At 65.6% G+C, this 24,971-nt stretch carries 24 protein-coding genes and 1 pseudogene; 11 read left to right on the top strand and 14 right to left on the bottom strand.

From position 1 onward, the window contains the following. Positions 1 to 23 precede the first annotated feature (23 nt). From EV560_RS10465 to EV560_RS10450, 4 genes are all read right to left on the bottom strand, one after another. Positions 24 to 1,517 carry a tripartite tricarboxylate transporter permease gene (locus tag EV560_RS10465; protein ID WP_131855700.1) on the bottom strand — a complete coding sequence of 498 codons (1,494 nt, stop codon included), beginning with the start codon at positions 1,515 to 1,517 and terminating at the stop codon, positions 24 to 26. A gap of 63 nt (positions 1,518 to 1,580) precedes the next feature. Then, entirely contained in the window at positions 1,581 to 2,024 is a 444-nt protein-coding gene (locus EV560_RS10460; RefSeq protein ID WP_131855699.1) for a tripartite tricarboxylate transporter TctB family protein, read from the bottom strand. 1 nt (position 2,025) lies between these two features. Beyond that, positions 2,026 to 2,994 carry a Bug family tripartite tricarboxylate transporter substrate binding protein gene (locus EV560_RS10455; protein ID WP_131855698.1) on the bottom strand — a complete coding sequence of 323 codons (969 nt, stop codon included), beginning with the start codon at positions 2,992 to 2,994 and terminating at the stop codon, positions 2,026 to 2,028. 83 nt (positions 2,995 to 3,077) lie between these two features. Next, positions 3,078 to 3,839: an RraA family protein gene (locus tag EV560_RS10450; protein WP_131855697.1), complete on the bottom strand. Its 762-nt coding sequence runs from the start codon at positions 3,837 to 3,839 to the stop codon at positions 3,078 to 3,080. Between the two features lie 231 nt (positions 3,840 to 4,070). On the opposite strand from EV560_RS10450, the gene EV560_RS10445 reads away from it, so the two are divergent. The 9 genes from EV560_RS10445 (at position 4,071) to EV560_RS10405 (ending at position 13,267) form a co-directional block, all read left to right on the top strand. Next, on the top strand, positions 4,071 to 4,814 hold the full coding sequence (locus tag EV560_RS10445) for a Crp/Fnr family transcriptional regulator (protein ID WP_165923408.1): 744 nt from the start codon (positions 4,071 to 4,073) through the stop codon (positions 4,812 to 4,814). Positions 4,815 to 5,125: 311 nt separating this feature from the next. After that, positions 5,126 to 6,091 carry a Bug family tripartite tricarboxylate transporter substrate binding protein gene (locus EV560_RS10440; RefSeq protein WP_165923407.1) on the top strand — a complete coding sequence of 322 codons (966 nt, stop codon included), beginning with the start codon at positions 5,126 to 5,128 and terminating at the stop codon, positions 6,089 to 6,091. Between the two features lie 69 nt (positions 6,092 to 6,160). Then, positions 6,161 to 6,634, top strand: a complete 474-nt coding sequence (locus EV560_RS10435; protein ID WP_131855694.1) for a tripartite tricarboxylate transporter TctB family protein — start codon at positions 6,161 to 6,163, stop codon at positions 6,632 to 6,634. A gap of 24 nt (positions 6,635 to 6,658) precedes the next feature. Beyond that, the gene (locus tag EV560_RS10430) at positions 6,659 to 8,164 is read left to right on the top strand and encodes a tripartite tricarboxylate transporter permease (protein ID WP_131855693.1); all 1,506 of its coding nucleotides are present in this window, start codon (positions 6,659 to 6,661) and stop codon (positions 8,162 to 8,164) included. Positions 8,165 to 8,199: 35 nt separating this feature from the next. Continuing rightward, positions 8,200 to 9,378, top strand: a complete 1,179-nt coding sequence (locus tag EV560_RS10425) for an alpha-hydroxy acid oxidase (RefSeq protein ID WP_131855692.1) — start codon at positions 8,200 to 8,202, stop codon at positions 9,376 to 9,378. Further along, positions 9,375 to 10,403, top strand: a complete 1,029-nt coding sequence (locus tag EV560_RS10420; protein ID WP_131855691.1) for a 2-hydroxyacid dehydrogenase — start codon at positions 9,375 to 9,377, stop codon at positions 10,401 to 10,403. The genes EV560_RS10425 and EV560_RS10420 overlap by 4 nt, the downstream gene beginning before the upstream one ends. After that, positions 10,400 to 11,548 carry a mandelate racemase/muconate lactonizing enzyme family protein gene (locus EV560_RS10415; protein ID WP_131855690.1) on the top strand — a complete coding sequence of 383 codons (1,149 nt, stop codon included), beginning with the start codon at positions 10,400 to 10,402 and terminating at the stop codon, positions 11,546 to 11,548. The genes EV560_RS10420 and EV560_RS10415 overlap by 4 nt, the downstream gene beginning before the upstream one ends. Before the next feature lie 3 nt (positions 11,549 to 11,551). Next, positions 11,552 to 12,472, top strand: coding sequence for an SMP-30/gluconolactonase/LRE family protein (locus EV560_RS10410; RefSeq protein WP_131855689.1), 921 nt, complete (start codon positions 11,552 to 11,554; stop codon positions 12,470 to 12,472). A 30-nt stretch (positions 12,473 to 12,502) separates the two neighbouring features. Then, positions 12,503 to 13,267 (top strand): SDR family NAD(P)-dependent oxidoreductase, encoded by a 765-nt coding sequence (locus EV560_RS10405; protein ID WP_131855688.1) that lies wholly within the window; start codon positions 12,503 to 12,505, stop codon positions 13,265 to 13,267. A gap of 58 nt (positions 13,268 to 13,325) precedes the next feature. Here EV560_RS10405 and EV560_RS10400 read toward each other — a convergent pair whose 3' ends face one another. The 5 genes from EV560_RS10400 to EV560_RS10380 form a co-directional block, all read right to left on the bottom strand. Then, complete coding sequence (locus EV560_RS10400; RefSeq protein ID WP_131855687.1) at positions 13,326 to 14,306, bottom strand: peptidyl-alpha-hydroxyglycine alpha-amidating lyase family protein; 981 nt, start codon at positions 14,304 to 14,306, stop codon at positions 13,326 to 13,328. 216 nt (positions 14,307 to 14,522) lie between these two features. Beyond that, a complete protein-coding gene (locus EV560_RS10395) occupies positions 14,523 to 15,623 on the bottom strand; it encodes an ABC transporter ATP-binding protein (protein ID WP_131855686.1) in 1,101 nt (366 codons plus the stop codon). Between the two features lie 70 nt (positions 15,624 to 15,693). Beyond that, positions 15,694 to 16,992 carry an extracellular solute-binding protein gene (locus tag EV560_RS10390; protein ID WP_131855685.1) on the bottom strand — a complete coding sequence of 433 codons (1,299 nt, stop codon included), beginning with the start codon at positions 16,990 to 16,992 and terminating at the stop codon, positions 15,694 to 15,696. A 54-nt stretch (positions 16,993 to 17,046) separates the two neighbouring features. Then, positions 17,047 to 17,913, bottom strand: a complete 867-nt coding sequence (locus EV560_RS10385; protein ID WP_131855684.1) for a carbohydrate ABC transporter permease — start codon at positions 17,911 to 17,913, stop codon at positions 17,047 to 17,049. Then, a complete protein-coding gene (locus EV560_RS10380) occupies positions 17,910 to 18,845 on the bottom strand; it encodes a carbohydrate ABC transporter permease (protein ID WP_131855683.1) in 936 nt (311 codons plus the stop codon). Before EV560_RS10380 ends, EV560_RS10385 begins: the two co-directional genes overlap by 4 nt. 482 nt (positions 18,846 to 19,327) lie before the next feature. Here EV560_RS10380 and EV560_RS36355 point away from each other — a divergent pair. Together EV560_RS36355 and EV560_RS10370 are read left to right on the top strand one after the other, a co-directional pair. Next, positions 19,328 to 19,426: pseudogene (locus tag EV560_RS36355) on the top strand (TerC family protein); the annotation flags it as partial. Between the two features lie 184 nt (positions 19,427 to 19,610). Beyond that, a complete protein-coding gene (locus EV560_RS10370) occupies positions 19,611 to 20,912 on the top strand; it encodes an epoxide hydrolase family protein (RefSeq protein WP_131855682.1) in 1,302 nt (433 codons plus the stop codon). An 84-nt stretch (positions 20,913 to 20,996) separates the two neighbouring features. Here EV560_RS10370 and EV560_RS10365 read toward each other — a convergent pair whose 3' ends face one another. The 5 genes from EV560_RS10365 to EV560_RS10345 all read right to left on the bottom strand — a co-directional run bounded on the left by EV560_RS10365 (position 20,997) and on the right by EV560_RS10345 (position 24,971). Beyond that, positions 20,997 to 21,776 (bottom strand): amino acid ABC transporter ATP-binding protein, encoded by a 780-nt coding sequence (locus EV560_RS10365; RefSeq protein ID WP_282568848.1) that lies wholly within the window; start codon positions 21,774 to 21,776, stop codon positions 20,997 to 20,999. Positions 21,777 to 21,907: 131 nt separating this feature from the next. Then, positions 21,908 to 22,726 carry a transporter substrate-binding domain-containing protein gene (locus EV560_RS10360; protein WP_131855681.1) on the bottom strand — a complete coding sequence of 273 codons (819 nt, stop codon included), beginning with the start codon at positions 22,724 to 22,726 and terminating at the stop codon, positions 21,908 to 21,910. Between the two features lie 40 nt (positions 22,727 to 22,766). After that, complete coding sequence (locus EV560_RS10355) at positions 22,767 to 23,417, bottom strand: amino acid ABC transporter permease (RefSeq protein ID WP_131855680.1); 651 nt, start codon at positions 23,415 to 23,417, stop codon at positions 22,767 to 22,769. A 9-nt stretch (positions 23,418 to 23,426) separates the two neighbouring features. After that, positions 23,427 to 24,095: an amino acid ABC transporter permease gene (locus EV560_RS10350; protein WP_131855679.1), complete on the bottom strand. Its 669-nt coding sequence runs from the start codon at positions 24,093 to 24,095 to the stop codon at positions 23,427 to 23,429. 111 nt (positions 24,096 to 24,206) lie between these two features. Further along, positions 24,207 to 24,971 (bottom strand): 3-ketoacyl-ACP reductase, encoded by a 765-nt coding sequence (locus tag EV560_RS10345; protein WP_131855678.1) that lies wholly within the window; start codon positions 24,969 to 24,971, stop codon positions 24,207 to 24,209.

Here is a 24,971-nt window from a genome sequence, read left to right as displayed (position 1 = left end):
AGCGGAGCGCGGGAATGGCCTGCTCATTCCTGCAACGCTTCGTCGCGCTTGCGCCGGACGGTCGGGATGACGGCGAGGATGAGCGCGACCGCGGCGATGGCGAGCAACGTCGCTGCGATGGGATGCTGCAGGAAGATCATCGGGTCGCCGCGCGAGATCAGCATCGAGCGGCGGAAATGGTCCTCCAGCATCGGTCCCAGCACGAAGCCGAGCAGGAAGGGCGCGGGCTCGCAGTCGAGCAGCATCAGCAGGTAGCCGAGCAGGCCGAAGGCGGCGAGGACATAGACCTCGAAGACGCTGCTGTCGGTATTGTAGGCGCCAATGGCGCTGAAGACGATGATCGCCGGGAAAAGATAGCGGTAGGGCAGGGTGAGCAGCCTGGTCCACATGCCGATCAGCGGCAGGTTGAGGATGACCAGCATCAGATTGCCGATCCACATCGAGGCGATCAGTGCCCAGAACAGTGTCGGCTGCGCCGTCAGCACGCGCGGGCCAGGCGTAATGCCCTGGATGATCAGCACGGCGATCAGCAGCGCCATGACCGGGTTGGCGGGAATGCCGAGCGTCAGCATCGGGATAAAGGAGGTCTGGGCCGCCGCGTTATTGGCGCTCTCGGGACCGGCGACGCCGGCGATGGCGCCCTTGCCGAATGTCTCCGGCTGTTTCGAGATGCCCTTCTCCAGCGAGTAGGAGACGAAGGAGGCGATCGCCGCGCCGCCGCCAGGCAGCACGCCGAGGATCGAGCCGATACCTGTGCCGCGCAGCACGGGCATGATGATCGCCTTGAAGTCGGTCCAGGTGAGCCAGAGCCCTTTCAGCTTCTGGGTGACGACGCCGCGTTCGGTCGTGTCGGAGAGGTTCTTCACCACTTCCGAGACCGCGAAGAGGCCCATCGTCACCGCGACGAAGTCGAGCCCGCCGGAGAGTTCGAGCTGGCCGAAGGTCAGGCGGAACTCGCCGGAGAACTGGTCCTGGCCGACGAGGCCGAGCGAGAGGCCGAGCACGACCATCGCCAGCGCCTTCAGCACGGAGCCCGAGGCGAGCGTCACCGCGACGATGAGGCCGAGCACCATCACAGAGAAATACTCGGGCGCACCGAAATTGAGCGCGAGTTCCGCCAGCGGCGGCGAGAAGAAGACGAGCAGCAGCACCGACAGGCTGCCGGCGATGAAGGAGCCGATCGCCGCCGTGGCGAGCGCCTTGCCGGCCATGCCTTGCCTCGCCATCTCGTGGCCGTCGATGGCGGTGACGACCGAGGAGGTCTCGCCCGGCATCTTCAGCAGGATCGCCGTGGTCGAGCCGCCATATTGCGCGCCGTAATAGATGCCGGCGAGCATGATGAAGCAGGAGACCGGCGACATGGTGAAGGTGATCGGCAGAAGCAGCGCCACCGTCGCGGCCGGGCCGAGGCCGGGCAGGATGCCGATCAGGGTTCCGAGCAGGGCGCCGGCGAGGCAATAGGCGAGGTTGTCGAGCGACAGCGCCACCGAGAAGCCGAGTAGCAGGTTATCGAGCATGATGCTTCCATCCTGGAGCGGGCGGGCGCCGCTCCGTCTGGCGTCGAGATGGCGGCGCCTGTCTCAGGGCAGGAGCTGCACCGGCATCTTCAGCCCCCAGACGAAGACGATCGTGCAGAAGGCGATGAGGCCGAGGATGAAGAGCGCGGAAGCGAGCGGCTTGAACGGCCGGCTTGCCGCGACGCAGAGCGCGCTGCAGACCAGCACGGCCGCGATGAAGCCGCCGCGCGGCAGGATGAAGCCGAAGGCGACGATCGCCGCGGTGATCAGCAGCAGGCCGAGCCAGTCGGCCCGGGGCAGGGCGTCCCCGTCCCGGCGAAGGCCGCCGACGAGCACGCCGAGGCCGAGCAGCCCGAGCAATTGCGCCAACAGCAGCGGGAAATAGCCCGGCCCCATCCTGCCCGCGGTACCGAGCTCCAGCTTGCTGGATTGCCAGCCGAGCACGGCGGCGAACAGGATGAAGAGGAGCCCGGCGAGAACGTTCTTCGGGCTGCGCAGCCGGATCATCCTACTTCTTCTTGTCGATGCCGAGTTCGGTGGCGAGCCGGCTCCAGAGTTTGGTGTTGTCGACCAGCCAGGTCCGGAACTGCTCCGGCGAGGAGGCCACGATCTCGACGCCCATGTCCTCGATGAAGGCCTTGGTCTCCGGGTCGTTCATCGCCCTGGTCCATTCGCGGCCCCAGAACGCGACGATATTCGCCGGCAGGTTGGCCGGGCCGACGATGCCGTAGGAGGCGGAATCGACGATCGGCAGGCCGACCTCCTTCAGCGTCGGGACGTTCGGGAAGAGCTTCGAGCGCTTCTCGGTGGTGACCGCGACCGGGATCATCCGGTTGTCGGTGATGAAGCCGCGCGTCGGGATCGGCGTCGCGAACACGGCCTGGATCTCGCCCGCCATCAGGGCGTTGAAGGCCGGCGAGCCGCCACTGTAGGGCACGATGTCGAAATTGATGCCGGTGTCCTTCTTGAAGCGCCGGGCGAGGATATCGACCTGCGAAAGCGGCCCGTAGGAGCCGAAGCGGACATCGTTCGGGTTCTTCTTCAGGTAGGCGAGGAACTCGTCATAGGTCTTCACCGGCAGCTTGGCGCTGATCAGCAGCAGGTAGGGCGCTTCCGCATGGTAGGAGACCAGCGTGAAGTCCTTGAGCGGATCGAAGGCGAGATTGGCGTAGAAGGCGGGGCCGGTGGCGAATTCCGGCGGGCTCGACACATACATCGTATAGCCGTCGGGCTTGGCCTCCTTGATCTTGAGGCTGGCGATCTGCGTCGAGGCGCCGGCGATGTTGTTGATCACGATCGGCTGGCCGATATTCTTCGACATGGTCGCAGCGATCTTGCGGCCCAAAGCCTCCGAGCCGCCTGGAGGGTAGGGGATGACGAGCTGGATCGCGTTGGACGGATAGGTTTGCGCGACGGCGAGGTCCGCCGCTCCCAATGCCAGCGCGACGGCGGCACAGATCAAGCCAATTCGGCGCATGTATTCTCTCCCTGAGCGTTTCTTTTATGATTGCCCGCCGCCATTGCCGGCGGCGGGTTGCGTAGGATGTCGTGACGGCGTGCCTATTTCTGCTGATGCGGGAATTTCACGTAGATGCGCTTGACGAGGTCGGGGATGCTCAGGCCGGCATCGAGCTTCTCGACCCATTCCACCTCCTTGGCATCGGCCTCCTCCGCGAGCTTGAGCACCTCGAGGATCAGGTCCTGCGGGACGAAGCAGATGCCGGTCTCGTCGGCCACCACGAGATCGCCCGGGGAGACCGAGAGGCCGAAGACCTCGACAGTGCCGTTGATCTCCTGGGTCACGCAGCGCCATTTGCCGGTGATCGGCGAGACGTTCTTCGACCAGATCGGGAAGTTGAGCTTGCGCGAATGGCCGATGTCGCGGACGCCGCCATCCACGACAGCGCCGGAGAGCTTCTGGCGCGTCGCGACCGTGGCCATGATGCCGCCCATGTTGGAGATGTCCTCCAGCCCCTGGATCACCAGCACGTCGCCGGCTTCGGCCTGGTGAATGCCTTCCACCTCGCACATCAGGTTGTCGTTCTCGGAGACGGCGGCATAGGGGTCAGAGGGCTGGGGCGTGTTCCGGACGGTGATGGCGCGGCCGACGATCGTCGCGCCGGCAATGCTCGGCAGGAGCCTCGAGGCGCCGATCGTGCCGCGGATGCCCTTGCTGTCGAGAATATCGGAGATCGTGCCGGTCGCGTCGTTGAGCTTCTTGTAGCGGGCGATCACCGCGGCATCGATCGGCTTCGGCGAGGGGCCGATCCGGTCATCGGAAATGAAGCCCGCGTTGCCCTTGTGGCGATGGTCGGCAGTCATGGAGGTCTCCTTGGCGTGCGCGCGGCTGTCCCGCCGTCGCGTTCGCCTGGATTGAGCGGCGCTTCATCGATTGTGTCCAATACAAGTCTGCATGGCGTTTGATAGTTTTTCTGTATCGGTACGATGCATTGACCCTGGGCCCCGGGCGGCGCTTGAATATTAGCCGGGCGCGAGCGGAAGCCGGCGCCCACCCCGGTAATCAGACGGTGTCACAGCGCAATGCGGGCAGACGTGACCAAGGCACATGCGTTCAGGGACCAGCGCTATCCGAGATTGCTGGAAATGCTCGATCCCGATGATCGCGATTTTCTGCTCGCCTCGGCGATCGAGCGGACGGTGGCCAAGCATCAGCTCCTGTATCATCAGGGCGATCCGTCCGATAACCTGTTCGTCATCAGGAGCGGGACGATCAAGGTCCATTACGTCCAGCACAACGGCAATTCGCAGACGACCTCCTACTATCGCGACGGCATGCTGGTCGGCGCCCATGGTTGCACGCCCTGGTCGGGCAACCATTCCTGGTCGGCGCAGGCGCTGGTCGATTGCCGGGTGCTCTGGCTCAGGCGCGCCGACTATCTGCAGCTGATCGAGCGCTCGCCGCGGGCGCTGCGCTGCGCGCTCGCCATCTCCGAGTTCAAGGGCGAGCTCCTGAAGCGCGTCATCCGCATCCTCGGCGAGTCGACGCTGGAACAGCGTATCGCCATGGCGGTGCGCCATCTCGCGACGCTCTACGGCATCGACCGCGGCGGCGAATGGGAGATCGATGGGCACTTCACCCATCAGGAAATCGCCGAGATGGTCGGCGCGTCCCGCCAGAGCGTCACGACGCTGCTGGTCTCGCTGGAAGCCTCCGGCCATATCCGCCGGATCGGGCGCCGGCTCTTCGTTCCGGCCGTCGAGCCCGATGCCGTCGAGGTCGCGCCACTCGAATGCCTGCCGATCAGGCTCGATCCTGCCGCCGTGTTGAACGCCTGAGCCGCGCTCCGCGCGGATTGGCGAAAACTTGTCGGGTACAAGACAGAAGTCCCGATCCGATTCCCTTACCTCTTCCGACGAACCGCAGGCTGCACGGCAGCAAGGGGCCGCAGAGCCCCGATGCGGGGAGACAGAACAGGTCTCGTCGGGCAGGGGCGGCTTCGGCCCCCCGTGGTCCGGTGCGGCTACGGAGAGGGAACATCATGAAGCTCAGCACAGCCCTTGCGCGACTTCCGTTCGACCGGAAGCGGTCGAACGAAAAAAATTCTCGCCAAATCAGTAAGCTGGAGCATGTCCTCACCGCAAAAGTGGTGTCCACTTTTGCGGGACATGCTCTTGCCTGCGCGTTCGCCTTCGCCGGCCTCTGCGCCGCGCCCGCCGCTTCGGCGCAGGATTATCCGACCAAGCCGATCCGCTGGATCATCCCCTATAATCCCGGCGGCGCGACCGACGCCTCGGCGCGCATCCTCCAGATCGCGATCGAGCAGAACAAATTGCTGCCGCAGCCGATCGCGGCCGTGAATGTCGGCGGCGCCGGCGGCTCGATCGGCGCGAGGCAGGTCAAGGACGCCCCGCCGGACGGCTACACGATCCTGATCCACCAGTCGGCCATGCTGATCCAGGAGGCGGCAGGGCTCAACGATTTCGGCTACAAGGATTTCGAGCCGGTGATCTCGATCAACCGGCAATGCATGGTCGCCGGCGTCAGCGAGACCGGCCCCTACAAGAGCTACAAGGAGCTGATGGACGCGATCGTGGCCAAGCCGCGCTCGATCGTCTGGGGCGGCAATATCGGCAGCGCCAACCACATGGCGGTCGCCGTGATGGAGAAGGCCAGCCCTGGCGCCGACTTCAAGAAGGTGCAGCTCGGCGGCGCGGCCGAGAGCTATGCCGGCATCAAGGGCAATATCATCACCCTCGGCAATTTCGGCGTCGGCGAGATCGTCGCCTTCCGCGGCGGCGGCCTGCGTCCGCTCGCGGTGCTCGGCGAGAAGCGCGATCCGGCCATTGCCGACGTGCCGACGGCGCGCGAGCTTGGCTACGATGCGGTGTTCTGCAACGAGCACAATCTCTATGCGCCGAAGGGCACGCCGAAGGAGCGCATCGCGGTTCTGGTCGAGGCTTTCAAGAAGGCGCTGGCGACCGAGACCGTCCAGAAGGAGTTCCGCGAGAAGCTCGGCATGACCATGGAGGTCAGGACCGGCGACGAGCTCAAGCAGCAGCTCGCCGGCGAACTCGAGCGCCTGCGGCCGATGACGGCCGGGATGAAGAACTGACCTTCGCCTTCCGCGCGCGGCGGGGCCTCGGGTCCCGCCGCCGAACATCCTCGCGAACGGACGATCTCGATGAGCAAAGCGCTCAAGGACAGCGGCGTCATCCTCGCCATCATGCTCGCCTCGGCCCTGGTCTACTGGGATTCGCTGAAGCTGAAGGCCGGCGTCTATGACCCGCTCGGCTCGGGCACGATGCCGCGCATCGTCGCGGTCACCATCATCGTGCTCAGCATCGTCGCCCTGTTCCAGACCTTCTTCGGCGCCCCGCCGCCGGTGCTGAAGGCGCCCGGCGAACTGGAGGAGGAGGATTTCGAGCGGCGGCCCTGGCTCGCCGTGGCCGTCTCCGCCTATCTCGTCGGCTGCCTCGTGCTGCTTTACCTCAAGCTGCCTTTCGGCCCGTCGAGCTCGCTCTTCCTGTTCCTCTCGAGCATCACGATCAAGCGCTTCGAGAAGGCCTCGCTGCTGCCTTCGGCCGCGCTCTCGCTCGCCGTCGGTTTCGGCCTCACCTACCTGTTCGGCGGCCTTTTCGGCGTCGATTTGCCCTGACCACGGCCCGGAAAGTCCAAGACCATGGAAGGCTTCCTCTCCGCTTCCCTCGCCGTCGTTTCGCCGGGAACCTTGCCGTTCCTCGTCGGCGGCACGGCGCTCGGCGTCCTGCTCGGCGCCATTCCGGGCGTCACCGGCGCGATGGGCATCGCGCTGCTGCTGCCGCTGACCTTCTACATGACGGTCAACAATGCGCTCACCCTGATGGTCTCGATGTATGTCGGCGCCATCGCCGGCGGTTTGGTCACCGCGATCCTCCTGCGCATTCCCGGCGAGCCGTCCTCGATCGTCACCACCTTCGACGGCAATCCGATGGCGCGAAAGGGTCAGCCGGGCAAGGCGCTCGGCTATGCGGTGGGTGCCTCGCTCTTCGGTGGGCTCGTGTCATGGGCGGCGCTGGTGGCGCTGACCTATCCGCTCTCGGAGATCGCCGTCCGCCTGCGCCCCTTCGACCTGCTGGCGCTGGTGATGATGGCACTGGTGCTCATCGCGGCGCTCGGCCAGGGCTCGATCATCAAGGGACTGATCTCGGGCCTGCTCGGCATCCTCGTCTCGATGCCGGGCACCGACCCCTCGGCCGGCAACCTGCGCCTTACGTTTGGCATCCATGATCTCGACGCCGGCTTCTCGACGCTCGCGGTGCTCATCGGCGCCTATGCGGTGGCGCAGGTCATGTCCGACCTGATCGAGGTCGAGCGCAAGGTCGAGACCGTCGAGACCACGATGGGCAGCATGTGGATCAGCATGCGCGAATGGAAAGCGCAATGGTGGAACCTGATCCGCTCCTCGGTGATCGGCACCTGGGTCGGCATCATGCCCGGCATCGGCGCGACCGTTGGCTCGCTCGTCTCCTACACCGTGGCCAAGACCAGCTCGAAGACGCCGGAAAAGTTCGGCACCGGCCACCCTGACGGCATCGTCGCGTCGGAATGCGGCAACAACGCCACCGTGGGCGGCGCGCTCGTGCCGCTGATCGCGATGGGCATTCCCGGCAGCGTCACCGACGTCTTCCTGCTCGCGGCGCTGGTCATTCACGGACTGCAGCCCGGACCGTTGCTGTTCAACCAGCATCCGGAGATCGTCTATGTGATCTTCGCCGCCTGCCTGATCTCGCATTTCGTGCTGTTCGTGATCATGACGGCGGGCATCCGCTACCTGATCAAGCTGATGACCGTGCCGGTCTGGTATCTCTTCCCGATCATCCTGCTGTTTTGCCTGATCGGTGCTTTCGCCGACAATAATCGCGTCTTCGACGTGCTGATCATGCTCTGCTTCGCGGTGGTCGGCTTCTGCATGGAGAAGACCGGTTTCTCGCTCGGCGCCTTCGTCATCGGCTTCGTGCTCGGGCCGATCACCGAGAAGAGCCTGCGCGCCGGGCTGACCCTGTCGGACGGCTCCTATCTCGACATCTTCATGCACCCGATCTCCGGGACCTGCATGGTGCTGTCGGCGGCGATGTTCGTCTGGTCGCTGCGCTCGCAGCACAGGATCAACAAACTTGCAGCACAGGGCGGCGAGGCGGCGGCGTAGGCTGCCTGCCGGGATGCGATGAAGAGGCCTGCCCGATGACACGACTGAGCCGCTGCCACGATCTCGCTGACATGCGCGAGGCTGCGCGCCGGCATCTGCCGAAGGGTATCTTCGAGTTCATGGACCGCGGCGCCGAGCGCGAATTGTCCCTGGCCGAGAATATGGCCGGTTTCGAGCGGCTGAAGCTACGCACGCGCTTTCTGGTCGATCTCAGCGAACGCGACATGGGCACGGAGATCTTCGGCAAGCGCATCGCCTTCCCGCTCGCCATCGCGCCGACCGGGGCAGCCGGCCTGTGCTGGTACCAGGGCGAGCTCGCGCTCGCCAAGGCCGCGGCCGCCGCCGGCGTGCCCTTCACCCTTACCGCGAACTCGATCACCGCCATCGACACGATCGTGAAGGAGGCGGGCAAGGAAGCCGGTGGCCGGCTCTGGTTCCAGCTCTATATGTGGAAGGAGGAGGATCTCTCCTTCCAGATGATCGAGCGGGCGAAGAAGCTCGGCTTCGAGGCGCTCGTCGTCACCATCGATGCCGCGCTCGGCCGCACGCGCGAATATAACGACCGCAACGGTTTCACCGACCCGATCTCGCTCAACCCACGCTTCGTCATGGACATGGCGCGGCACCCGCGCTGGGTCGCCGGGGTGATCGGCCGCTATGTCATGAATGGCGGCATGCCGCGCCACGAGAACTATCCGGACAAGTATCGGCGCCGCATCACCACTGCCCAGAGCAAGGGCCCGGCCAACAGCCATTCCATGACCTGGGAGGGCATCGGCCGCATCCGCAAGGCCTGGCCCGGTCCGCTGGTGGTGAAGGGCATTCTCAGCGGCGACGATGCGCGCCGTGCCGTCGATCAGGGCGCCGACGCCGTGGTGGTCTCCAATCACGGCGGCCGCGCGCTCGATTCCGCGATCGCGACGATCGACATGCTGCCGGAGGTGGTGAAGGCGGTCGGCGACCGCGCCACCGTGCTGCTCGACAGCGGCATCAGGCAGGGCAGCGACATCGTCAAGGCGGTCGCGCTTGGTGCCAAGGCCGTGCTGGTCGGCCGCGCGACGCTCTATGGCATCGCCGCGGGTGGGCAGGCCGGTGCCGAGAAGGTGCTGGCGCTGTTCGCGACCCAGTTCGAGAAGAATATGGGCTATGTCGGCTGCCGCCGCGTTTCCGATCTCAACCACGACATCTTCGCGCATCCGCCGGTCCAGCCATGAACGACAATGCTCAACCCGGCAGGCGCTACCGCGTTGCCTGTCTCGGCTTCGTCTTCGATCCGTTCGCGCAGGGCGTGATCGACCGGATCGCGCCCGGGAACTTCGATCTTTCCTATGCCGAGCGGCCGGAGGACATGACCGAGGCGATGCTGACCGAGAGCGACATGCTGCTCGTCGTCGCGCCGGTCACGGACGGGATGATGGCGAAGGCGAGCCATGTCCGCTTCATCCAGAAATGGGGCACGGGCTACGAGAAGATCGACGTCGCGGCGGCTGCGCGGCACGGCATCACCGTGGCGATCACCGCCGGCGCCAATGCCAATACCGTGGCCGAACACGCGGTGACGCTGATGCTGACCGCGATGCGGCGGATCGTGGTCGCCGACCGAGCGGTGCGCGAGGGACGCTGGATTCCGGCCGAGCTCAGGCCGGTTTCGCAACGGCTCCATGGCAAGACGGTCGGCATCGTCGGCTTCGGCAATATCGGCAAGGCGGTGGCGCGGCAGCTTCGAGGGTTCGACTGCAGGATTCTCTATTACAAGCGCGGCGGTCCGGTTGCCGACGAGGCGGCGTCGGGCGCCCGCTATGCCGGGCTCGACGAGCTTTATGCGCAAAGCGACGTCGTCACGCTGCACTGCCCGGGCGGGGCCGCCAATCGAGGCATGATCGACGGCGCAGCGCTCGCGAAGATGAAGCGAGGCGCGGTGCTGATCAATGTCGCGCGTGGCGAGCTCGTGGTTGAGGACGACCTCGTCGCCGCGCTGGAGAACGGGCAGCTTTCGGCCGCCGGGCTCGACGTCTTCGCCGAGGAGCCGCTCGCGCCGGGCTCGGCCCTGCGTGGGCTGGAGAATGTCGTGCTGACCCCGCACTCGGCCGGCAGCCTGGTCGACGACATTGCGATCATGGCCAACCATTCCTTCGAGAACATGCTCGCCTTCCAGCGTGGCGAGCGCATCCGCGCAGCCGACCTGATCGTCGATCCCGAGCGGCCGCGCCTGCCCCTGCCGGAGAGGACGGCCCCGTGAAGATCACCGAGCTTCGCATCCACCCGCTCTCGATGCCGTTCGAGAAGCTGCTCTGGACGGCGCATGAACCCTTCGACAAGGCGCAGCTCATCCTGGTCGAGATCAGGACCGATGCAGGCATAACCGGCATCGGCGAGATTTCGACGGGGCCGCAGGCAACGGTCTGCGACCTGCTCGCGAAACTTGCGCCGGTGATCGTGGGCATGGATCCGCTGGCGCCGAACGAGATCTGGCAGACGCTGTTCTCGGTCACCGTGCCGCGTCCTGGCGGCATCGGCGGCTGGGATGGCTTGCCGCCGCCGCTGCCGCGCAACCAGCGCCCGCAATTCATGGCCGCGATGGCCGGTATCGACATCGCGCTCTGGGATATTCGCGGCAAGGCGGCCGATCTGCCGGTCTTCCGCCTGCTCGGCGGCACGCGCACCGACGTTTTCACCTACGCGGTCGGCGGCTTCTACAATGAGAGCGAATCCCCCTTCGCCTGCGCCGAGGAGCTCGGCGCCTATGTTGCCAAGGGCTTCCGCGCGGTGAAGCTGAAGACCGGCGCGCTGTCGCTTGCCGACGAGGTCAAGCGGGTCAGGGCTGTGCGCGAGACCATCGGCCCCGACGTGCTGCTGATGCTCGACATGAACGCGCCCTACGATGTCGAAGGCTGCATCCGCTTCGCCCATGCGGTTGCGCCCTACGACATCTTCTGGCTGGAGGAGCCGCTGCACTGGTATCTGCAGCCGGCGGATTTCGTCCGGCTGGCGGCGGCCTCGCCGATCCCGCTCGCTCATGGCGAGCGCGAATGGCACCGCTTCACGGTGCGCGACTTCATCGATTCGGGCGCTGTCCGCTACGTCCAGTTCGACTGCACGCGCTATGCCGGCTTCAGTGAGGCGCTGCGCATCGCACATTATGCGCAGATGAAGGGGGTGATGGTGGCGCCGCATACGGCTGCCCATCTCCACGCCCATCTCGTCTCGTCGCTGGGCGATGCCGCCTTCGCCGCGGAGTCGGTCGGCAACGATGCGCTCCATCCGATCCACCATCGCATCTTCCACGGCGGCGCGGCCTATCGCGATGGGCGTGTGTACCTGACCGAGGAGCCCGGCTTCGGGCTCGAGGTCGACTGGCGCGCTGTCGAGACGCTGAAGGGATAGGCAATGAGCGGGCAGAGTGTTCTGGCGACGGGGCTGCAATTTCCCGAGGGGCCGATCGCCTGTGCCGACGGCTCGGTCCTGCTGGTCGAGATCGAGCGCCGTACCGTCACGCGGGTCCATGCCGATGGGCGCGTCGAGATCGCCGCCCAGCTCGAAGGCGGACCGAACGGCATGGCTGTCGGGCCCGACGGCGCCCTCTATATTTGCAACAATGGCGGCTTCCTGTTCCAGAAGCAGGAGGGCTTCAACCGGACGAAGCCGGGCGTGCCGGAAGGCTATGCCGGTGGCTGGATCGAGCGGCTTGATCTCAAGACCGGCGAGCGCCGCGTGCTCTACACGCGTTGCGGCGACCATCCGCTGGTCGGGCCGAACGATATCGTCTTCGACGCGCATGGCGGCTTCTACTTCACCGATTTCGGCAAGATGTATCCGCGGATGCGGATGAATGGCGGGCTCTATTACGGGCTCGCCGATGGCTCGCGTATCGTCGAGGTCGCCTATCCGATGATCATGCCGAACGGCATCGGTCTTTCGCCCGACGGCACGATGCTCTACGCCGCCGAGACCGAGACCGGCCGGCTCTGGGCCTTCGATCTGGAGGCACCGGGCGTGGTCAAGCGGGCGCCGTTTCCTTCGCCGCATGGCGGGCGCATCCTCTGCGGCCTGCCGGGCTACCAGCGCTTCGACAGCCTCGCCGTCTCCGCGAACGGCAATATCTGTATCGCTACGCTGGTCTCCGGCTGCATCACGGTCGTCAGCCCGCAAGGCGAGGTCATCCGGCAGGTGCCGACCCATGATCCGATCACGACCAATATCTGCTTCGGCGGCCCTGAGCTGAAGACCGCCTACATCACGCTGTCCGGCACGGGGCAGTTGATCGAGATGCCCTGGCCGGAGCCGGGCCTGAAGCTCGTCGGCGGCTAGACGCCACGGGCGAATGCGAGGAGTGAGATCATGATACTCGACGACATCAAGGGCCTGCGCGTCCTCATCACCGGCGGCAGCTCCGGCATCGGCGCTGCCGTGGCGCTCGGCTTCGCCGAGCATGGCGCGGCGGTCGCGGTCCATTACAACAGCAGCGCGGCCGAGGCGAAGGAGATCGTCGCGAAGATCACGGCTGCCGGCGGCAAGGCGATGCTCGTCTCGGGCGACGTCCGCGATCCCAAGCAGGCGGCAGCGATCGTCGAGCAGGCGGTCGCGGGGCTGGGCGGGCTCGACACCCTCATCAACAATGCCGGCGGCATGGTCGAGCCGCAGCGCTTCGCGAGCTATTCCGACGCGATCTACGACCAGGTCATGGACCTGAACCTGCGCTCGGTGCTCGCCGTGACGCGCGCCGCCTATCCGCATCTCAAGGCGTCGGGCCGCGGCTCGATCATCAATACCGGCTCGGTCGCCGGGCGCAGCGGCGGCCAGCCCGGCTCCGGCCTGTACGCCGCCTCGAAAGCGGCGCTGCATTCGCTGACGAAGGGAATGGCCAACGAGTTCGCGCCGGAGATTCGCGTCAATACGCTGGCGCCCGGCCTGATGGTAACCCGCTTCCATGCCAACACCGCGAAGGAACGGCTGGAATCGGTCCGCGCAGGCGTGCCGCTGCGCCGGCTCGGCACCGCGGAGGACTGCGTCGGCGCCTGTCTCTTCCTCGCATCGGAGGCCATGAGCGGCTACGTCACCGGCCAGACGATCGACGTCAATGGCGGCCGTATGATCCCGGGCTGAGGCGGAAGCCTCGGCCAACTCGAGGGCGGGAGCACGAGGCGCTCCCGCCCTTTTTCATTCAGGAGGTCGTACCGGCCGGGACGCGTTCGAATTTCTGCAGGCTGCGCAAGAGCTGCGGCTGCGGCTTGTCGGGGAAGAGCGAGGGCCAGCCGGTGACCGCGACCTCGCCGACATAGATGTCGCCGTGCGAATCCACCGCGACCGAATGCGGTGACAGGAACTTTCCGGGCTCGTTGCCGGCGGACGGATCCTCGCCGAGGCGCACGAGCACCTTGCCCTTGTTGTCGAGGATCGAGAGGCGCGGGCCGAGATTGGGCGCGCCGCGGTTGAAGCTCCAATAGGGTCCGATCTCGCCGACGTAGCAGATTGGGCATGGGCCGCGCGGCATGAACAGCCCGTTCGGCCGATGGACGTTGCGCCACTCGGTCTCGTATTTGCCGTTGCCGTCGAAGACCTGGATGCGGTGGTTCTCGCGGTCGGCGACATAGACCCAGCCATTGTCGTCGCAGGTGACGTTGTGGGGCAGGTTGAATTCGCCCGGCCCCATTCCGGATTGGCCCCAGGACAGGAGATGCCTGCCGTCCGGTGCGTATTTGTGGACGCGGGCGTTGCTGTAGCCGTCGGTGACATAGATCTCGCCCTTCGGCGAGAGGGCGGTATGGGTGCAGCGGTTGAACGGGCGCCCGCTCATGAAGGGTTGCGGCTTGTCGCGCTCGCCGATGCGCATGAGCAGCTTGCCGTCCAGCGTGCACTTGCAGACGGTGTGGTTCATGTCGTCGGTGCAGTAGATCGTGTCGTCCGGCCCCATACTGACGCCATGGGCATGGCTGAACAGGTCGCGACCCCAGGAGGACAGGAAATTGCCGTCGCGGTCGAACACCATCATCGGGTGTTCCTGCGAGCGGTTGAAGGCGTAGACCCGGTCCTTGCTGTCGATCCCGACGGCCGCCACGTCGCCGAAGGCGAAGCCGTCGGGCAACTTCGCCCAGTTCTCGTGAACGCGATAGGTATACTCACCCGAACCGACGATGACGCCCATCTGAAAGCCCTGATCCAGTCGCTTTTCCGCGATCGGACCTGTCTAGCAGGGGAGATTCAGGCGGGCTGTCGCTGAGCCGACATTCGTTCGGGCTCTCTACTTGCGATGGTGGAACGCGGGCAACCCTGTCCTGCAAGGAGAGGGCAGCGTGCGGTGCAGGCCACAGGACCAGACGGCTCGTGGGGGCCGCTGCTCTCGCATTGACGGAAGCGGTGCCTAAACGACCAGTCCCGTCGCCGGGTCGACGACATGCATCTGGTTGAGGTCTGCGGCCAGCCGAAGCGGCTTGCCCTCCTGCGCTCCCGCCGTCGGCGGCAGGCGCGCGCAGATCTCGGTCTCGGCGAGGCGGAAATAGACGAAGGTCTCCAGCCCGACCGGCTCGGTGATGTCGATCCGCGCCTGGAACTCGCCATGGCCGGGGAGCGGCGACGTCATGGCTGAGAAATGCTCTGGCCGCAGGCCGAGCAGCAGGTCGTGGCGTCCGGCAAGCGCGGCATAGCGCGCGCGGCGCTCGGCCGGGATGTCGAAGACGAGGTCGGGGTTCTTCAGCACCAGCACCAGCCTGCCGTCCCGGCTCTCGATCGCGGCCGGTATGAAGTTCATCGCCGGCGAGCCGATGAAACCGGCGACGAAGCGTGTTGCCGGCTCGTGATAGAGTTCGTGCGGCGTGCCGATCTGCTCGATCCTGCCCTTGTTCATCACCACGATGCGGTCGGCCAGCGTCAGCGCCTCGACCTGGTCATGGGTGACGTAGACCGTGGTGGTGCGGACTTTCTGGCGCAAGCGCTTGATCTCGGTGCGCATCTGCACGCGCAGCTGCGCGTCGAGATTCGAGAGCGGCTCGTCGAACAGGAAGACCTTCGGCTGGCGCACGATGGCGCGGCCCATGGCGACGCGCTGGCGCTGGCCGCCGGAAAGCTGCTTCGGCTTGCGCGTGAGCAGGTCCTCGATGTTGAGGATGCGGGCGGCCTCGTCGACCCGGGTGTCGATCTCGCTCTTCGCCATGCGCTGCTGCTTCAGGCCGAAGGACATGTTCTCGCGCACGGTCATGTGCGGGTAGAGCGCGTAGCTCTGGAAGACCATGGCGATGTCGCGGTCCTTCGGCGCGAAATCGGTGACGACCTTGCCGTCGATCATGATGTCGCCGTCACTGATCTCTTCGAGCCCGGCGATCATGCGCAGGGTCGTCGACTTGCCGCAGCCGGAGGGGCCGACGAGCGCGACGAATTCCTGGTCGGCGATGGCGAGGTCGATGCCCTTGACGACCTCGACCTCGCCGAAGCGCTTCACCACCTTGCGTAGATTGACCTGGGCCATCCGCCGAGCTCTGCCTTCTTTAACTGTGGATTGGGGGCGGGGGCCTGCCGAGGCCCCCGCGATTGCGCTCTCAGGCCTCGCCGCGCAGGAACTTGGCGCCCTGCTGGTTGAACTGCGCCGCCGTGATGTTGCCGCGCACAGCCTCCTGCCAATAGGGCGGGATCTTGTCCTGGAAATTGGTCCAGTGCTGGTGGTCGTAGGGCGGGGTCCACCAGGTATCGAGATGGTCGAGCGACATCTTGATGAAGCGGTTGTTCTGGAAGACTGGTCGCTCGGAGAGCGTCTTGCGCACCGGCGGCACCATGCGGTTGGCGGTGTAGAGCATCGCCGCGTCGCCGCTGGTGATGAACTTCATGAACTCCCAGGCGGCTTCCTTCTCCTTGCAGGAGGAGACCATCATCGGCCCTTCGGGGTTCGCGATCATGTAATGCTTGTCGCCGACGCGCGGGTTCTGCACGCCCTGGATGGAATCCCCGAGCGCCGAGATCAGCGCCGGGCTGGCATGCGGTCCATAGTACCACATGGCGCAGCGGCCCTTCTCCATCAGGGCGTAGAGCTCGCGATAGCCGTCATTGACCGCGGTCGGCTGGGCCGACTTGTCGCGCAGGGCCATGCCGAGCCATTTCTCGGTGACGTCGATTGCGGCGGCCGAGTCGAAATCGACCTTGCCGTCGGGTGTCGCGAACTTGACGCCGGCACTCGCCCAGATCGGGAAGATGACCTGGATGGCGGAGGCGGTCTGGCCGCGCATGGCGAAGCCGTAGCGGTCCGGCGCCTTGGTCAGCGCCTTCGCCGCCGAGATGAACTGGTCATAGGTCTCGGGCGGGTTCAGCCCCGCTTCCTTGAACCAGTCGGCTCGGTAGTAGAGGTAATAGGGGATACTGGTCTGAGGCAGGAACAGGAAGGGCTGGCCGGCGCGCGAGCGCGTCTGTTCCATGATGTTCGGGAAGAAGTCCTTGCTCTCGTCCCATTTCTTGAAGCGGTCCTCGATCGGCTCGATGATGCCGTTGTCGAGATAATCCTGCACCCAGTACTGGATCGTCATGATCACGTCGGGCGCGGCGCCGGCGGCATAGGAGACGACCAGCTTCTTGCGGGCCTCCATCACCGCCATGTTGGCATCGACCGCGATTTCGATGAAATTCTGCGAGGCGTTGAACATCGCGGCGGAATCGACCGAGATCTTCTGATGGACCGGGTTATCGGCCCAGTTCCAGAAGTTCAGCTTCACCTTCTTGCGCACGGCCGGCGAGGCGACCTGCGCCTCGGCCCCCGTCGCCGCGAGCGCAGCGCCGCCGAGCGCGGTGGCGAGCGCCTGGCGGCGGGTCAGGCCGCCGGCCTTGCCGTATCGATTGCGTGTCCTCGTCATGTCATCCTCCCCGAGCGATGCCGGATTCCCGGCTTTCCGATGTGGTTGGTTGGCTCAGCCTTTGACGGCGCCGGCTGCGAGACCGCTCATCAGCATCCGCTGGAACAGCAGGAAGATCAGCGCGACCGGCAACGTGCTCACCAGCGCGCCCGCGGCGCTGACGCCCCAGACGGCGGGCTCGCCGAGCGCGAACTGGCGCATGATGACCGGCAGCGTCTTCACCTCGGCGGTCGAGGTCAGCAGGAAGGCGAAGAGGAAGTTGTTCCAGGTCATGATGAAGGCGAGCAACCCGCCTGCGACCAGGCCGGGCAGCGAGAGCGGCAGGATGATGCGCCAGAGCACCTTCAGCCTGCTGCAGCCGTCGACCTGGGCGGCCTCGTCGAGATCGCGCGGCAGGGTCGAGAAATAGTTGATCATCAGCAGCAGGACGAAGGGCGCCGAATGCGTCGCCTCTGCCAGGATCATGCCGAGATGGGTGTTGTTCAGCCCATAGGCGCGGAAGATCACCAGCAGCGGCACGAGCAGCACCACGCTCGGGATCGTGTAGGCGACGAGCATCGCGACGAGGAAGCTGCTGCGGCCGAAGAACTTGAAGCGCACGAAGCCATAGGCGCCGAGGCTCGCGACCACCAGCGTCAGCACCATGTTGCCGGTGGCGATGATGGCGCTGTTGCGAAAGTAGGTGGCGAAGGGGACGGTCTCGAACAGTGCGCCATAATTGGCAAGCGTCGGCTCGGACGGGAGATAGGTCACCTGCCGGTTGCTGAGCCAGGCCTGGTTGAAGTCGGCCTTCAGCTCGGGCGTGATCGAGGCGATGAAGATCCAGAGCAGGGGGCCGAGCGAATAGAGCAGGATCGCGGCCGCGCCGATCGCGGTCCAGATTCCCCTGATGCGGCGGGCGCGGCGTTTGGCGGCGTTCATGAGGTCTGGGCCAGGACTGAGCGGGCGAGGTGGCGCACATAGAGCGCGGAGAGCACCATCAGGATCGCGGCCAGCACCACGGCGATGGCGGAGGCATAGCCGATCTGGAACTGGTTGGTCAGCGAGAAGCTGTAGATCGCCTCGGTGTGGTTGGTGAAACCGGGGCCGCCCGTCGTCATCACGTAGATCATATCGATATGGTTCGACATCCAGATCATGCGCAGCAGCACAAGGAAGAGGATCGAGGGCAGGATGTGCGGGATGGTGATGCTGCGGAACTGCGCCCAGCGGCTGGCGCCGTCGACCTCGGCGGCCTCGTAGAGTTCGGCCGGGATCGTCTGCAGCGCCGCGAGCAGGATCAGCGCCATCAGCGGCGTGCCGTACCAGACCATGGCGGAGACCACGATCCAGAAGCTCGCCGCCGGGTCGCTCATCCAGGCGATGCCGCGCTCAAGCACGCCGAGCCGGATCAGCAGGTCGTTCACCACGCCGAAATTGCCGTCGAACATGAACAGGAAGACCAGGCCGACCACGGCCGGCGGGGTAATGTAGGGCACCATCATCGCGGCGCGCACGAAGCCGCGGCCGCGGAAGTTCATATTCAGGAACAGCGCGATCGGCAGAGCGATGCAGAGTTCGAGCGAGACGACCGCGAGATCCCAACGCAGCGTGCGCCAGAGGCCGTCCAGGAAGACCTGATCGCCCATCATCCGGACGAAGTTCTGCACGCCGATGAACTTGGCGCGCGCCAGCCGGAGCAGCGAAGCGTCGGTCATCGAGAGATAGACCGCCTGGATCGTCGGGTAGACGGTGATCGCGGCGAGGAGCAGGCCGATCGGCGCGATCAGCGCGTAGGGCAGGAGGTCGATGCGTCGCTTGCGTCGTGGCCGGACAATGGGCGGATTTCTCGTATCTGCAATGTCCGTCGTCATGCCGTGCACTCGTTCAATTGGTCGGTTCCCGTAAGGACTTGTCTAGCCTTACGAAATTCACGCGGGAACTACTTGGCGGCATCGGAATGCCTCGGGCCTCGTCAAACGAGAGCTTCCAAGCGTGTGACCTTGCGGTGGAACCGGCCGAGGCGCGGCATCAGGTGGTCTCCTCCAAGTCTTTATTTTTATTTGTCTTTCGCCGCTGGCGCAGCCAGCTGGCGCTCAAGTGTCAGACGAATCGATAGCAGGTCCGCCGTCTCCAATAAAATCGATTATTTTCTATCATTGCGATAAGATTGGCCTATCGAAACTTGCGCTGCGCGACTGTCGTCACGGCGAAATTGCGGAGCTCCCAATCTCCTCGGTTGGTGCCCTGGTCGCTGCCCAAGTGGTCCGGTGGATCGGTCCTGTCCGGGGCTCATCTCTGCTGACGCATGTGCCCAGATCGGCGCGCGCAGCCTCACACCGATCGCTGGCCGGCGCCCCTAGCATTGGGCTTGGGCCTTGGACTATCAATTGCGCTGATGCGGATCGCTGCGAGCTTCATCGCCCGCCTGCTGCATAAGCACCACCGGATCGCCTAGCGGGCCTCGATCGCCGCGAGACCATCACGATCCCGTCGCCGCCCGACCAGGCGGAATGGGATCGCTACGAGGCCGCGCGCCGCGCGTTGGAAACGAGCCCCAACGCGATCGCGCCCCGCGCCACCGACTTCAGCAACGCCGACAGCTCAGCGCCTAGCCCGCAGAGACAGGGGAGGAAGCTATGAGAGCCTGCAACAACGGCAGCGTGATCGCCCATGACCGCCGCTGCTTCTTGCGGCTGGTCGCAACGGGATTGGCGGCAAGTGCCGCAGGCCTTCTGCCCTCGCGGCCGACGGCCGCTCCGAACGGTGCTGATATTCGCCCGTTCCGCGTCGAAATCCCGGACGCGCAGCTTACGGATCTTCGCCGGCGTATCGCGGCCACGCGCTGGCCGGACCAGGAAACGGTCGGCGATCGCTCGCAGGGCAATCAGCTCGCCTCGCTGCAGGAGATCGCCCGCCATTGGGGCATGGACTATGATTGGCGCAAGGTGGAGGCGCGCCTGAACGCCCTGCCGATGTTCATGACGGAGATCGATGGCGTCGACATCCACTTCATCAATGTCCGCTCGAAACATGACGACGCCCTTCCGCTGATTGTGACGCATGGCTGGCCCGGATCAATCATCGAGCAGCTCAAGATCATCGATCCGCTCACCAATCCGGAGATGCATGGCGGAAACGCCGCCGACGCGTTCCATCTCGTGATCCCGTCGATGCCCGGCTACGGCTTCTCCGGCAAGCCTACGGAAAAGGGCTGGAACCCCGATCGGATCGGGCGCGCCTGGGCCGAGTTGATGCGGCGGCTCGGCTATGCCCGCTATGTCGCCCAGGGCGGCGACTGGGGCGCGCCCGTGTCCAGCGCAATGGCGCGGCAGGAGGTTGCCGGCTTGCTCGGCATCCACATCAACCTGCCTGCGACGGTGCCGTCGGAGATCGCCGCGGCGCTTGCCGCCGGCGGGCCTGCGCCGGCGGGGCTCTCCGACAAGGAGCGCGCCGCGTTCGACGCGCTCGATACGTTCTACAAGAAATACCGGGCTTACGGCGCGATCATGGGCACGCGTCCGCAAACGATCGGCTATGCCCTGACCGATTCTCCCGTAGGGCTCGCCGCCTGGATATTCGACTACAACAATGGCGAGCCCGAGCGTCGCCTCGCCAGAGACGATGTGCTGGACGACATCACGCTGTACTGGCTGACGAACTCCGCGACCTCGGCCGCGCGCCTGTACTGGGAGACCGCAGGCCAGAGCGTCGTCCTTTCGGCCGCGCAGAAGACCAGCGAGATCTCACTTCCGGTCGCGATCTCGGTATTTCCCGACGAGGTCTATCGCGCCCCCGAGACCTGGGCGCGCCGAGCCTACCGCAATCTCGTTTACTTCAACGAGCTCGACAGAGGCGGCCATTTCGCGGCCTGGGAACAACCGGAACTCCTGGCGGCCGAGCTCCGCACTGCCTTCAGACCGCTGCGCCCGGGACGCTGATCCGGCGCCGCGCTTCGGAGAAACGCGGAAATGCTCCGGGAACGGCATATGAGGCTGCTCGCCCGTCATGCGCCCAAGGCAGTCTCAATGCTGCTGTTTGGCGTGCAAGATCTGGCCGAGGAATTTCCGCGTCCGCTCGCTCCGCGGATTGCTGAAGAACGTCTCTGGCGGCGCGACTTCCACGATCTCGCCGGCATCCATGAAGATCACTCGGTCGGCGACCTTGCGGGCAAAGCCCATCTCATGCGTGACGACCAGCATGGTCATGCCGCTCTCGGCAAGCTCGACCATGACGTCAAGCACCTCGGCGACCATTTCAGGGTCGAGCGCGGAGGTCGGCTCGTCGAACAGCATGATCTTTGGGTTCATGCAGAGCGAGCGTGCGATAGCGACGCGCTGCTGCTGGCCACCCGAGAGCTGAATCGGATATTTCAGCGCCTGCTCGGGGATGTGGACGCGCTCGAGATACATCCGCGCCGTCGCCTCGGCCTCCGCCTTGCCGAGGCCGCGCACCTTCATCGGCGCCAGCGTGCAATTCTCCAGCACGGTGAGATGCGGGAACAGGTTGAAGCTCTGGAAGACCATTCCGATCTCGCGACGAACCAGGTCGATGCCGCGCATGCTGGCATGGACCGGCTTGCCTTCGATCACGATCTCGCCGGCCTGGTGCTCTTCGAGCTGGTTGAGGCAGCGGATCAGCGTCGACTTGCCGGAACCGGACGGGCCGCAGACGACGATGCGCTCGCCGCGCGCCACTGTGAGGTCGATGTTCCGCAGCACCTGGAAGTCGCCGTAGAACTTGTCGACCTGGCGCATCTCGATCATCACGTCGCCGGCGGCGGGGGTGCTCGCGGAGATCGTCATCCGTCTCGTCTCACTTTGAGTTGTGAACGGCTTGGCCGGCCGGAGCCGGTCGAGCACGCGACGCTCAGAGGCAGCCTGGGATTTTGTTGGCGTGGCCGCGCCGGACGGCCACGCCAGTCGCAGGCTGGTTCTCAGAAGGTCGGCATCGGCGGCAGCTTGTTCAGCGGGATGCCGAACCAGCGCTGGTTGATCGCGGAGAGCTCGCCGTTCTTCTCGATCTCGGCGATGAAATTATTGGCGTAGGCGGCCAGGGCCGTGTCGGACTTGCGGAAAGCCATGCCGTTGGCCTGCTCGCGCAGGGTCAGCTTCGGCTCCATGTTGAGCTGCGCATAGTCCTTGTTGAGCTGGGCGAGGATGGTGTTGCTCGCGCCCATGGCCTGGACCTGGCCGGAGATCAGTGCCTGCAGCGCGGTGGCGTCGTCGTCGAAGCGCTTCAGCTGCGTGCCCTGCGGGGCGATGGCGCTGATGGCGGTGTCCTGGGTCGAGGCACGCGCGACGCTGATCGAGACCGACTTCAGGTCCTCGGGCGTCTTGATGGTCAGGTTCTTCGGCGCCAGCACATAGATGGTCAGCGTGCTGTAGGGGTTGGAGAACAGCACCTGCTTCGAGCGCTCGGCGGTGATGCCGAAAGTCGCGATCAGCACGTCGACCTTGTTGGTCAGCAGGTAGGGGATGCGGTTCGGGCCGGTGACCGGGACGAGCTCGGCCTGCACGCCGAGCGACTTCGCCATCAACTTGGCGACGTCGGCGTCATAGCCGGCCGGCTGCTGCTGCGCATCGGTGCCGCCGAAGGGCGGATAGTCGGTCAGGAGGCCGACGATCAGCTTGCCGCGCGCCTTGATCTCCTCGGGCGTGGCGGCGTTCGCCGGGGCGCCCAGGCTCGCGGCGGCGAGGCCCGCGAAGACGAGCGCGCCGAGGCTGCGGCGGCAGATGGACTTGAACAGGGACATTGGGCGTTCTCCTCGGGATGCGACGTGGCGTCACCGCGCCCTAGCGCGCGGCGACCTGGAGCTTTTGCTCCATTCTCTTGCTGTAGGCCGAGAGCGGCCGGCAGATGATGTAATAGACCACCGCGACGAGCGCGAAGATCGTGAAGGGCCGGAAGGTGGCGTTGTTGATCACCTGCGCCGCCCGGGTCAGCTCGACGAAGCCGATGATCGAGGCGAGCGAGGTGCCCTTGATCAGCTGCACCAGGAAGCCGATCGTCGGCGGTATCGCGATCCGGACCGCCTGCGGCGCGATGACCAGCGCCATCTTCGGCCAGTAGCGCAAGCCGAGCGAGGTCGCCGCCTCCCATTGCCCGCGCGGCACGACCTCGATGGCGCCGCGCCAGATCTCGCCGAGGAAAGCGCTGGCATGCAGTGAAAGGCCGATGGCCGCGGCCATCCACGGATCGACCGACCAGCCGAACAGGCCGGGCACGAAGAAGGCGAGGAAGAGCTGCATCAACAGGGGCGTGCCCTGGAACAGCTTGATGTAGCCGTTCGCCAGCAGCCTCAGCCATTTGAGCTCGCTGGTGCGGGCGAGTGCGATCAGCAGGCCGCCGAGCGCGCCACCGATGAAGGCGACGAGCGAGAGCAGCAGCGTCCAGCGCACCGCGGCCAAGATGAAGAGGATCTCGTTGGGTCCGAGTTCGCGCATCGTCTTGGCCTACCGGGTTGGCTTGCGCAGGAAGCTGCGCTCGATGCCGGCGAAGGCGGTCCAGAAGAAGATCGACAGGCCGAGATACATGCAGGTGACGATGAAATAGACCTCGAAGCTGCGGAATGTGCGCGACTGGATATCGCCCGCCACCGCCGTCAGCTCGCTTGCCGCGATCGCCGAGCAGACGCTGGTATTCAGCATCAGCAGGATGAACTGGCTGGTCAGCGATGGGTAGACCGCCTGGATCGCCGGTTTCAGGATGATGTAGCGGAAGATCTGGAGCGGGCGCATGCCGAGCGACTTGCCCGCCTCGACCTGCCCCTTCTGGATGCTCTCGATGCCGGCGCGGATGATCTCGATGCCGTAGGCGCCGACATTGACGACGAGCGCGATCAGCGCGGCCGTATTCGAGGAGAATTTCAGGCCCATCGAGGGCAGGCCGAAATAGATCATGAAGATCTGGATCAGGAAGGGCGTGTTGCGGATCAGCTCGATATATTCGTCGATGATCCAGCGCAGCCATTTCGGGCCGGAGGTCTTGCCGAGCGCGCCGGCGACCGAGACCACCATGCCGATCGCCATCGCCGCGGCCGAAAGCCAGAGCGTGTTGAGCAGGCCCTGCAGCAGTTCGGGCCACGCCGCGAAGACGTCGGCGAAATCGAACTCGTAACTCATGCAACCCGCCCAATCCGCCGGGTGATCGAACATCCAGCCGTCATACGCCCCTCCTATGTCCTCCTCGGCCGATTGGGTATCGGCTCTTCGTCTTACGACCTCTGCGCCGGCTCATAGGCGCGGGATCATCAGCCCGCCATCGGCATTGATCACGGTTCCGGTCGCATAGGCAAAGTTGCCGCCGGCCAGAGCTGCGACGCAGCGCGCCACGTCGTCGCCTTCGCCCCAGCGCCCGGCCGGGATCAGCCCGTCGGCGATGCGGGCATCGTATTTCGCCGCGACCTTGGCGGTCATGTCGGTGCGGATGACGCCTGGCCTGACCTCGAAGACCGGGATGCCCTCCGGCGCGAGCCGCACGGCCAGCGCCTTCGCCCACATCGAGAGTCCGATCTTCGAGACGCAGTATTGCGCCCGGTCGATCGAGACGAGCTCGGTGCTGGCCGAGGTGATGAAAACGATCGCCGGATTGCCGCTCCCGTGCCGTGCCAGCATCGCCTTGGCGACTTCCTGGCTCAGGAAGGCGGCGCCGCGCAGGTTGACGCCCATGACGAGGTCATAGGAATCCGGCGTGATCTCAAGCATGTCGCCGCGCACCGGCGCGCCGATGCCGGCATTGGAGACGAAGAGATCGAGCCGGCCGAATTCGCGCAGGACGGTCGCGACGAGATCGGCATGACTCTCGATGGCGGTGACGTCGTGCCGGATGAAGAGCGCGCGGGCGCCGGCGGCAGAAAAGAGGCCGAGCGCCTCCTCCGTCGCCGCGTCCTCGGCAATGTCGGTGAAGACGATGTCGTGGCCGGCTTCGGCGAGCGCGAGCCCGATCGCGCGGCCGATGCCGCGCCTTGCTCCGGTGATCAGGGCGACGGGTCGGCTCAT

The organism is Allobosea sp. BK604, assembly GCF_004341515.1.
In the GTDB taxonomy this organism is placed as follows: Bacteria; Pseudomonadota; Alphaproteobacteria; order Rhizobiales; family Beijerinckiaceae; genus Allobosea.
Note: the sequence above shows the minus strand (reverse complement) of the source record. Positions and strands in the feature narration are given on the sequence as shown.

Excerpts from the sequence above, each read along its gene's own strand:
- EV560_RS10420 (WP_131855691.1), top strand. The coding sequence starts at position 9,375 with ATGAACGACAATGCTCAACCCGGCAGGCGCTACCGCGTTGCCTGTCTC.
- EV560_RS10450 (WP_131855697.1), bottom strand. The coding sequence starts at position 3,839 with ATGACTGCCGACCATCGCCACAAGGGCAACGCGGGCTTCATTTCCGAT.
- EV560_RS10430 (WP_131855693.1), top strand. The coding sequence starts at position 6,659 with ATGGAAGGCTTCCTCTCCGCTTCCCTCGCCGTCGTTTCGCCGGGAACC.
- EV560_RS10380 (WP_131855683.1), bottom strand. The coding sequence starts at position 18,845 with ATGACGACGGACATTGCAGATACGAGAAATCCGCCCATTGTCCGGCCA.
- EV560_RS10350 (WP_131855679.1), bottom strand. The coding sequence starts at position 24,095 with ATGAGTTACGAGTTCGATTTCGCCGACGTCTTCGCGGCGTGGCCCGAA.
- EV560_RS10360 (WP_131855681.1), bottom strand. The coding sequence starts at position 22,726 with ATGTCCCTGTTCAAGTCCATCTGCCGCCGCAGCCTCGGCGCGCTCGTC.
- EV560_RS10460 (WP_131855699.1), bottom strand. The coding sequence starts at position 2,024 with ATGATCCGGCTGCGCAGCCCGAAGAACGTTCTCGCCGGGCTCCTCTTC.
- EV560_RS10365 (WP_282568848.1), bottom strand. The coding sequence starts at position 21,776 with ATGACGATCTCCGCGAGCACCCCCGCCGCCGGCGACGTGATGATCGAG.
- EV560_RS10355 (WP_131855680.1), bottom strand. The coding sequence starts at position 23,417 with ATGCGCGAACTCGGACCCAACGAGATCCTCTTCATCTTGGCCGCGGTG.
- EV560_RS10400 (WP_131855687.1), bottom strand. The coding sequence starts at position 14,306 with ATGGGCGTCATCGTCGGTTCGGGTGAGTATACCTATCGCGTTCACGAG.
- EV560_RS10385 (WP_131855684.1), bottom strand. The coding sequence starts at position 17,913 with ATGAACGCCGCCAAACGCCGCGCCCGCCGCATCAGGGGAATCTGGACC.
- EV560_RS10395 (WP_131855686.1), bottom strand. The coding sequence starts at position 15,623 with ATGGCCCAGGTCAATCTACGCAAGGTGGTGAAGCGCTTCGGCGAGGTC.
- EV560_RS10370 (WP_131855682.1), top strand. The coding sequence starts at position 19,611 with ATGAGAGCCTGCAACAACGGCAGCGTGATCGCCCATGACCGCCGCTGC.
- EV560_RS10455 (WP_131855698.1), bottom strand. The coding sequence starts at position 2,994 with ATGCGCCGAATTGGCTTGATCTGTGCCGCCGTCGCGCTGGCATTGGGA.
- EV560_RS10425 (WP_131855692.1), top strand. The coding sequence starts at position 8,200 with ATGACACGACTGAGCCGCTGCCACGATCTCGCTGACATGCGCGAGGCT.
- EV560_RS10435 (WP_131855694.1), top strand. The coding sequence starts at position 6,161 with ATGAGCAAAGCGCTCAAGGACAGCGGCGTCATCCTCGCCATCATGCTC.
- EV560_RS10390 (WP_131855685.1), bottom strand. The coding sequence starts at position 16,992 with ATGACGAGGACACGCAATCGATACGGCAAGGCCGGCGGCCTGACCCGC.
- EV560_RS10465 (WP_131855700.1), bottom strand. The coding sequence starts at position 1,517 with ATGCTCGATAACCTGCTACTCGGCTTCTCGGTGGCGCTGTCGCTCGAC.
- EV560_RS10405 (WP_131855688.1), top strand. The coding sequence starts at position 12,503 with ATGATACTCGACGACATCAAGGGCCTGCGCGTCCTCATCACCGGCGGC.
- EV560_RS10345 (WP_131855678.1), bottom strand. The coding sequence starts at position 24,971 with ATGAGCCGACCCGTCGCCCTGATCACCGGAGCAAGGCGCGGCATCGGC.
- EV560_RS10410 (WP_131855689.1), top strand. The coding sequence starts at position 11,552 with ATGAGCGGGCAGAGTGTTCTGGCGACGGGGCTGCAATTTCCCGAGGGG.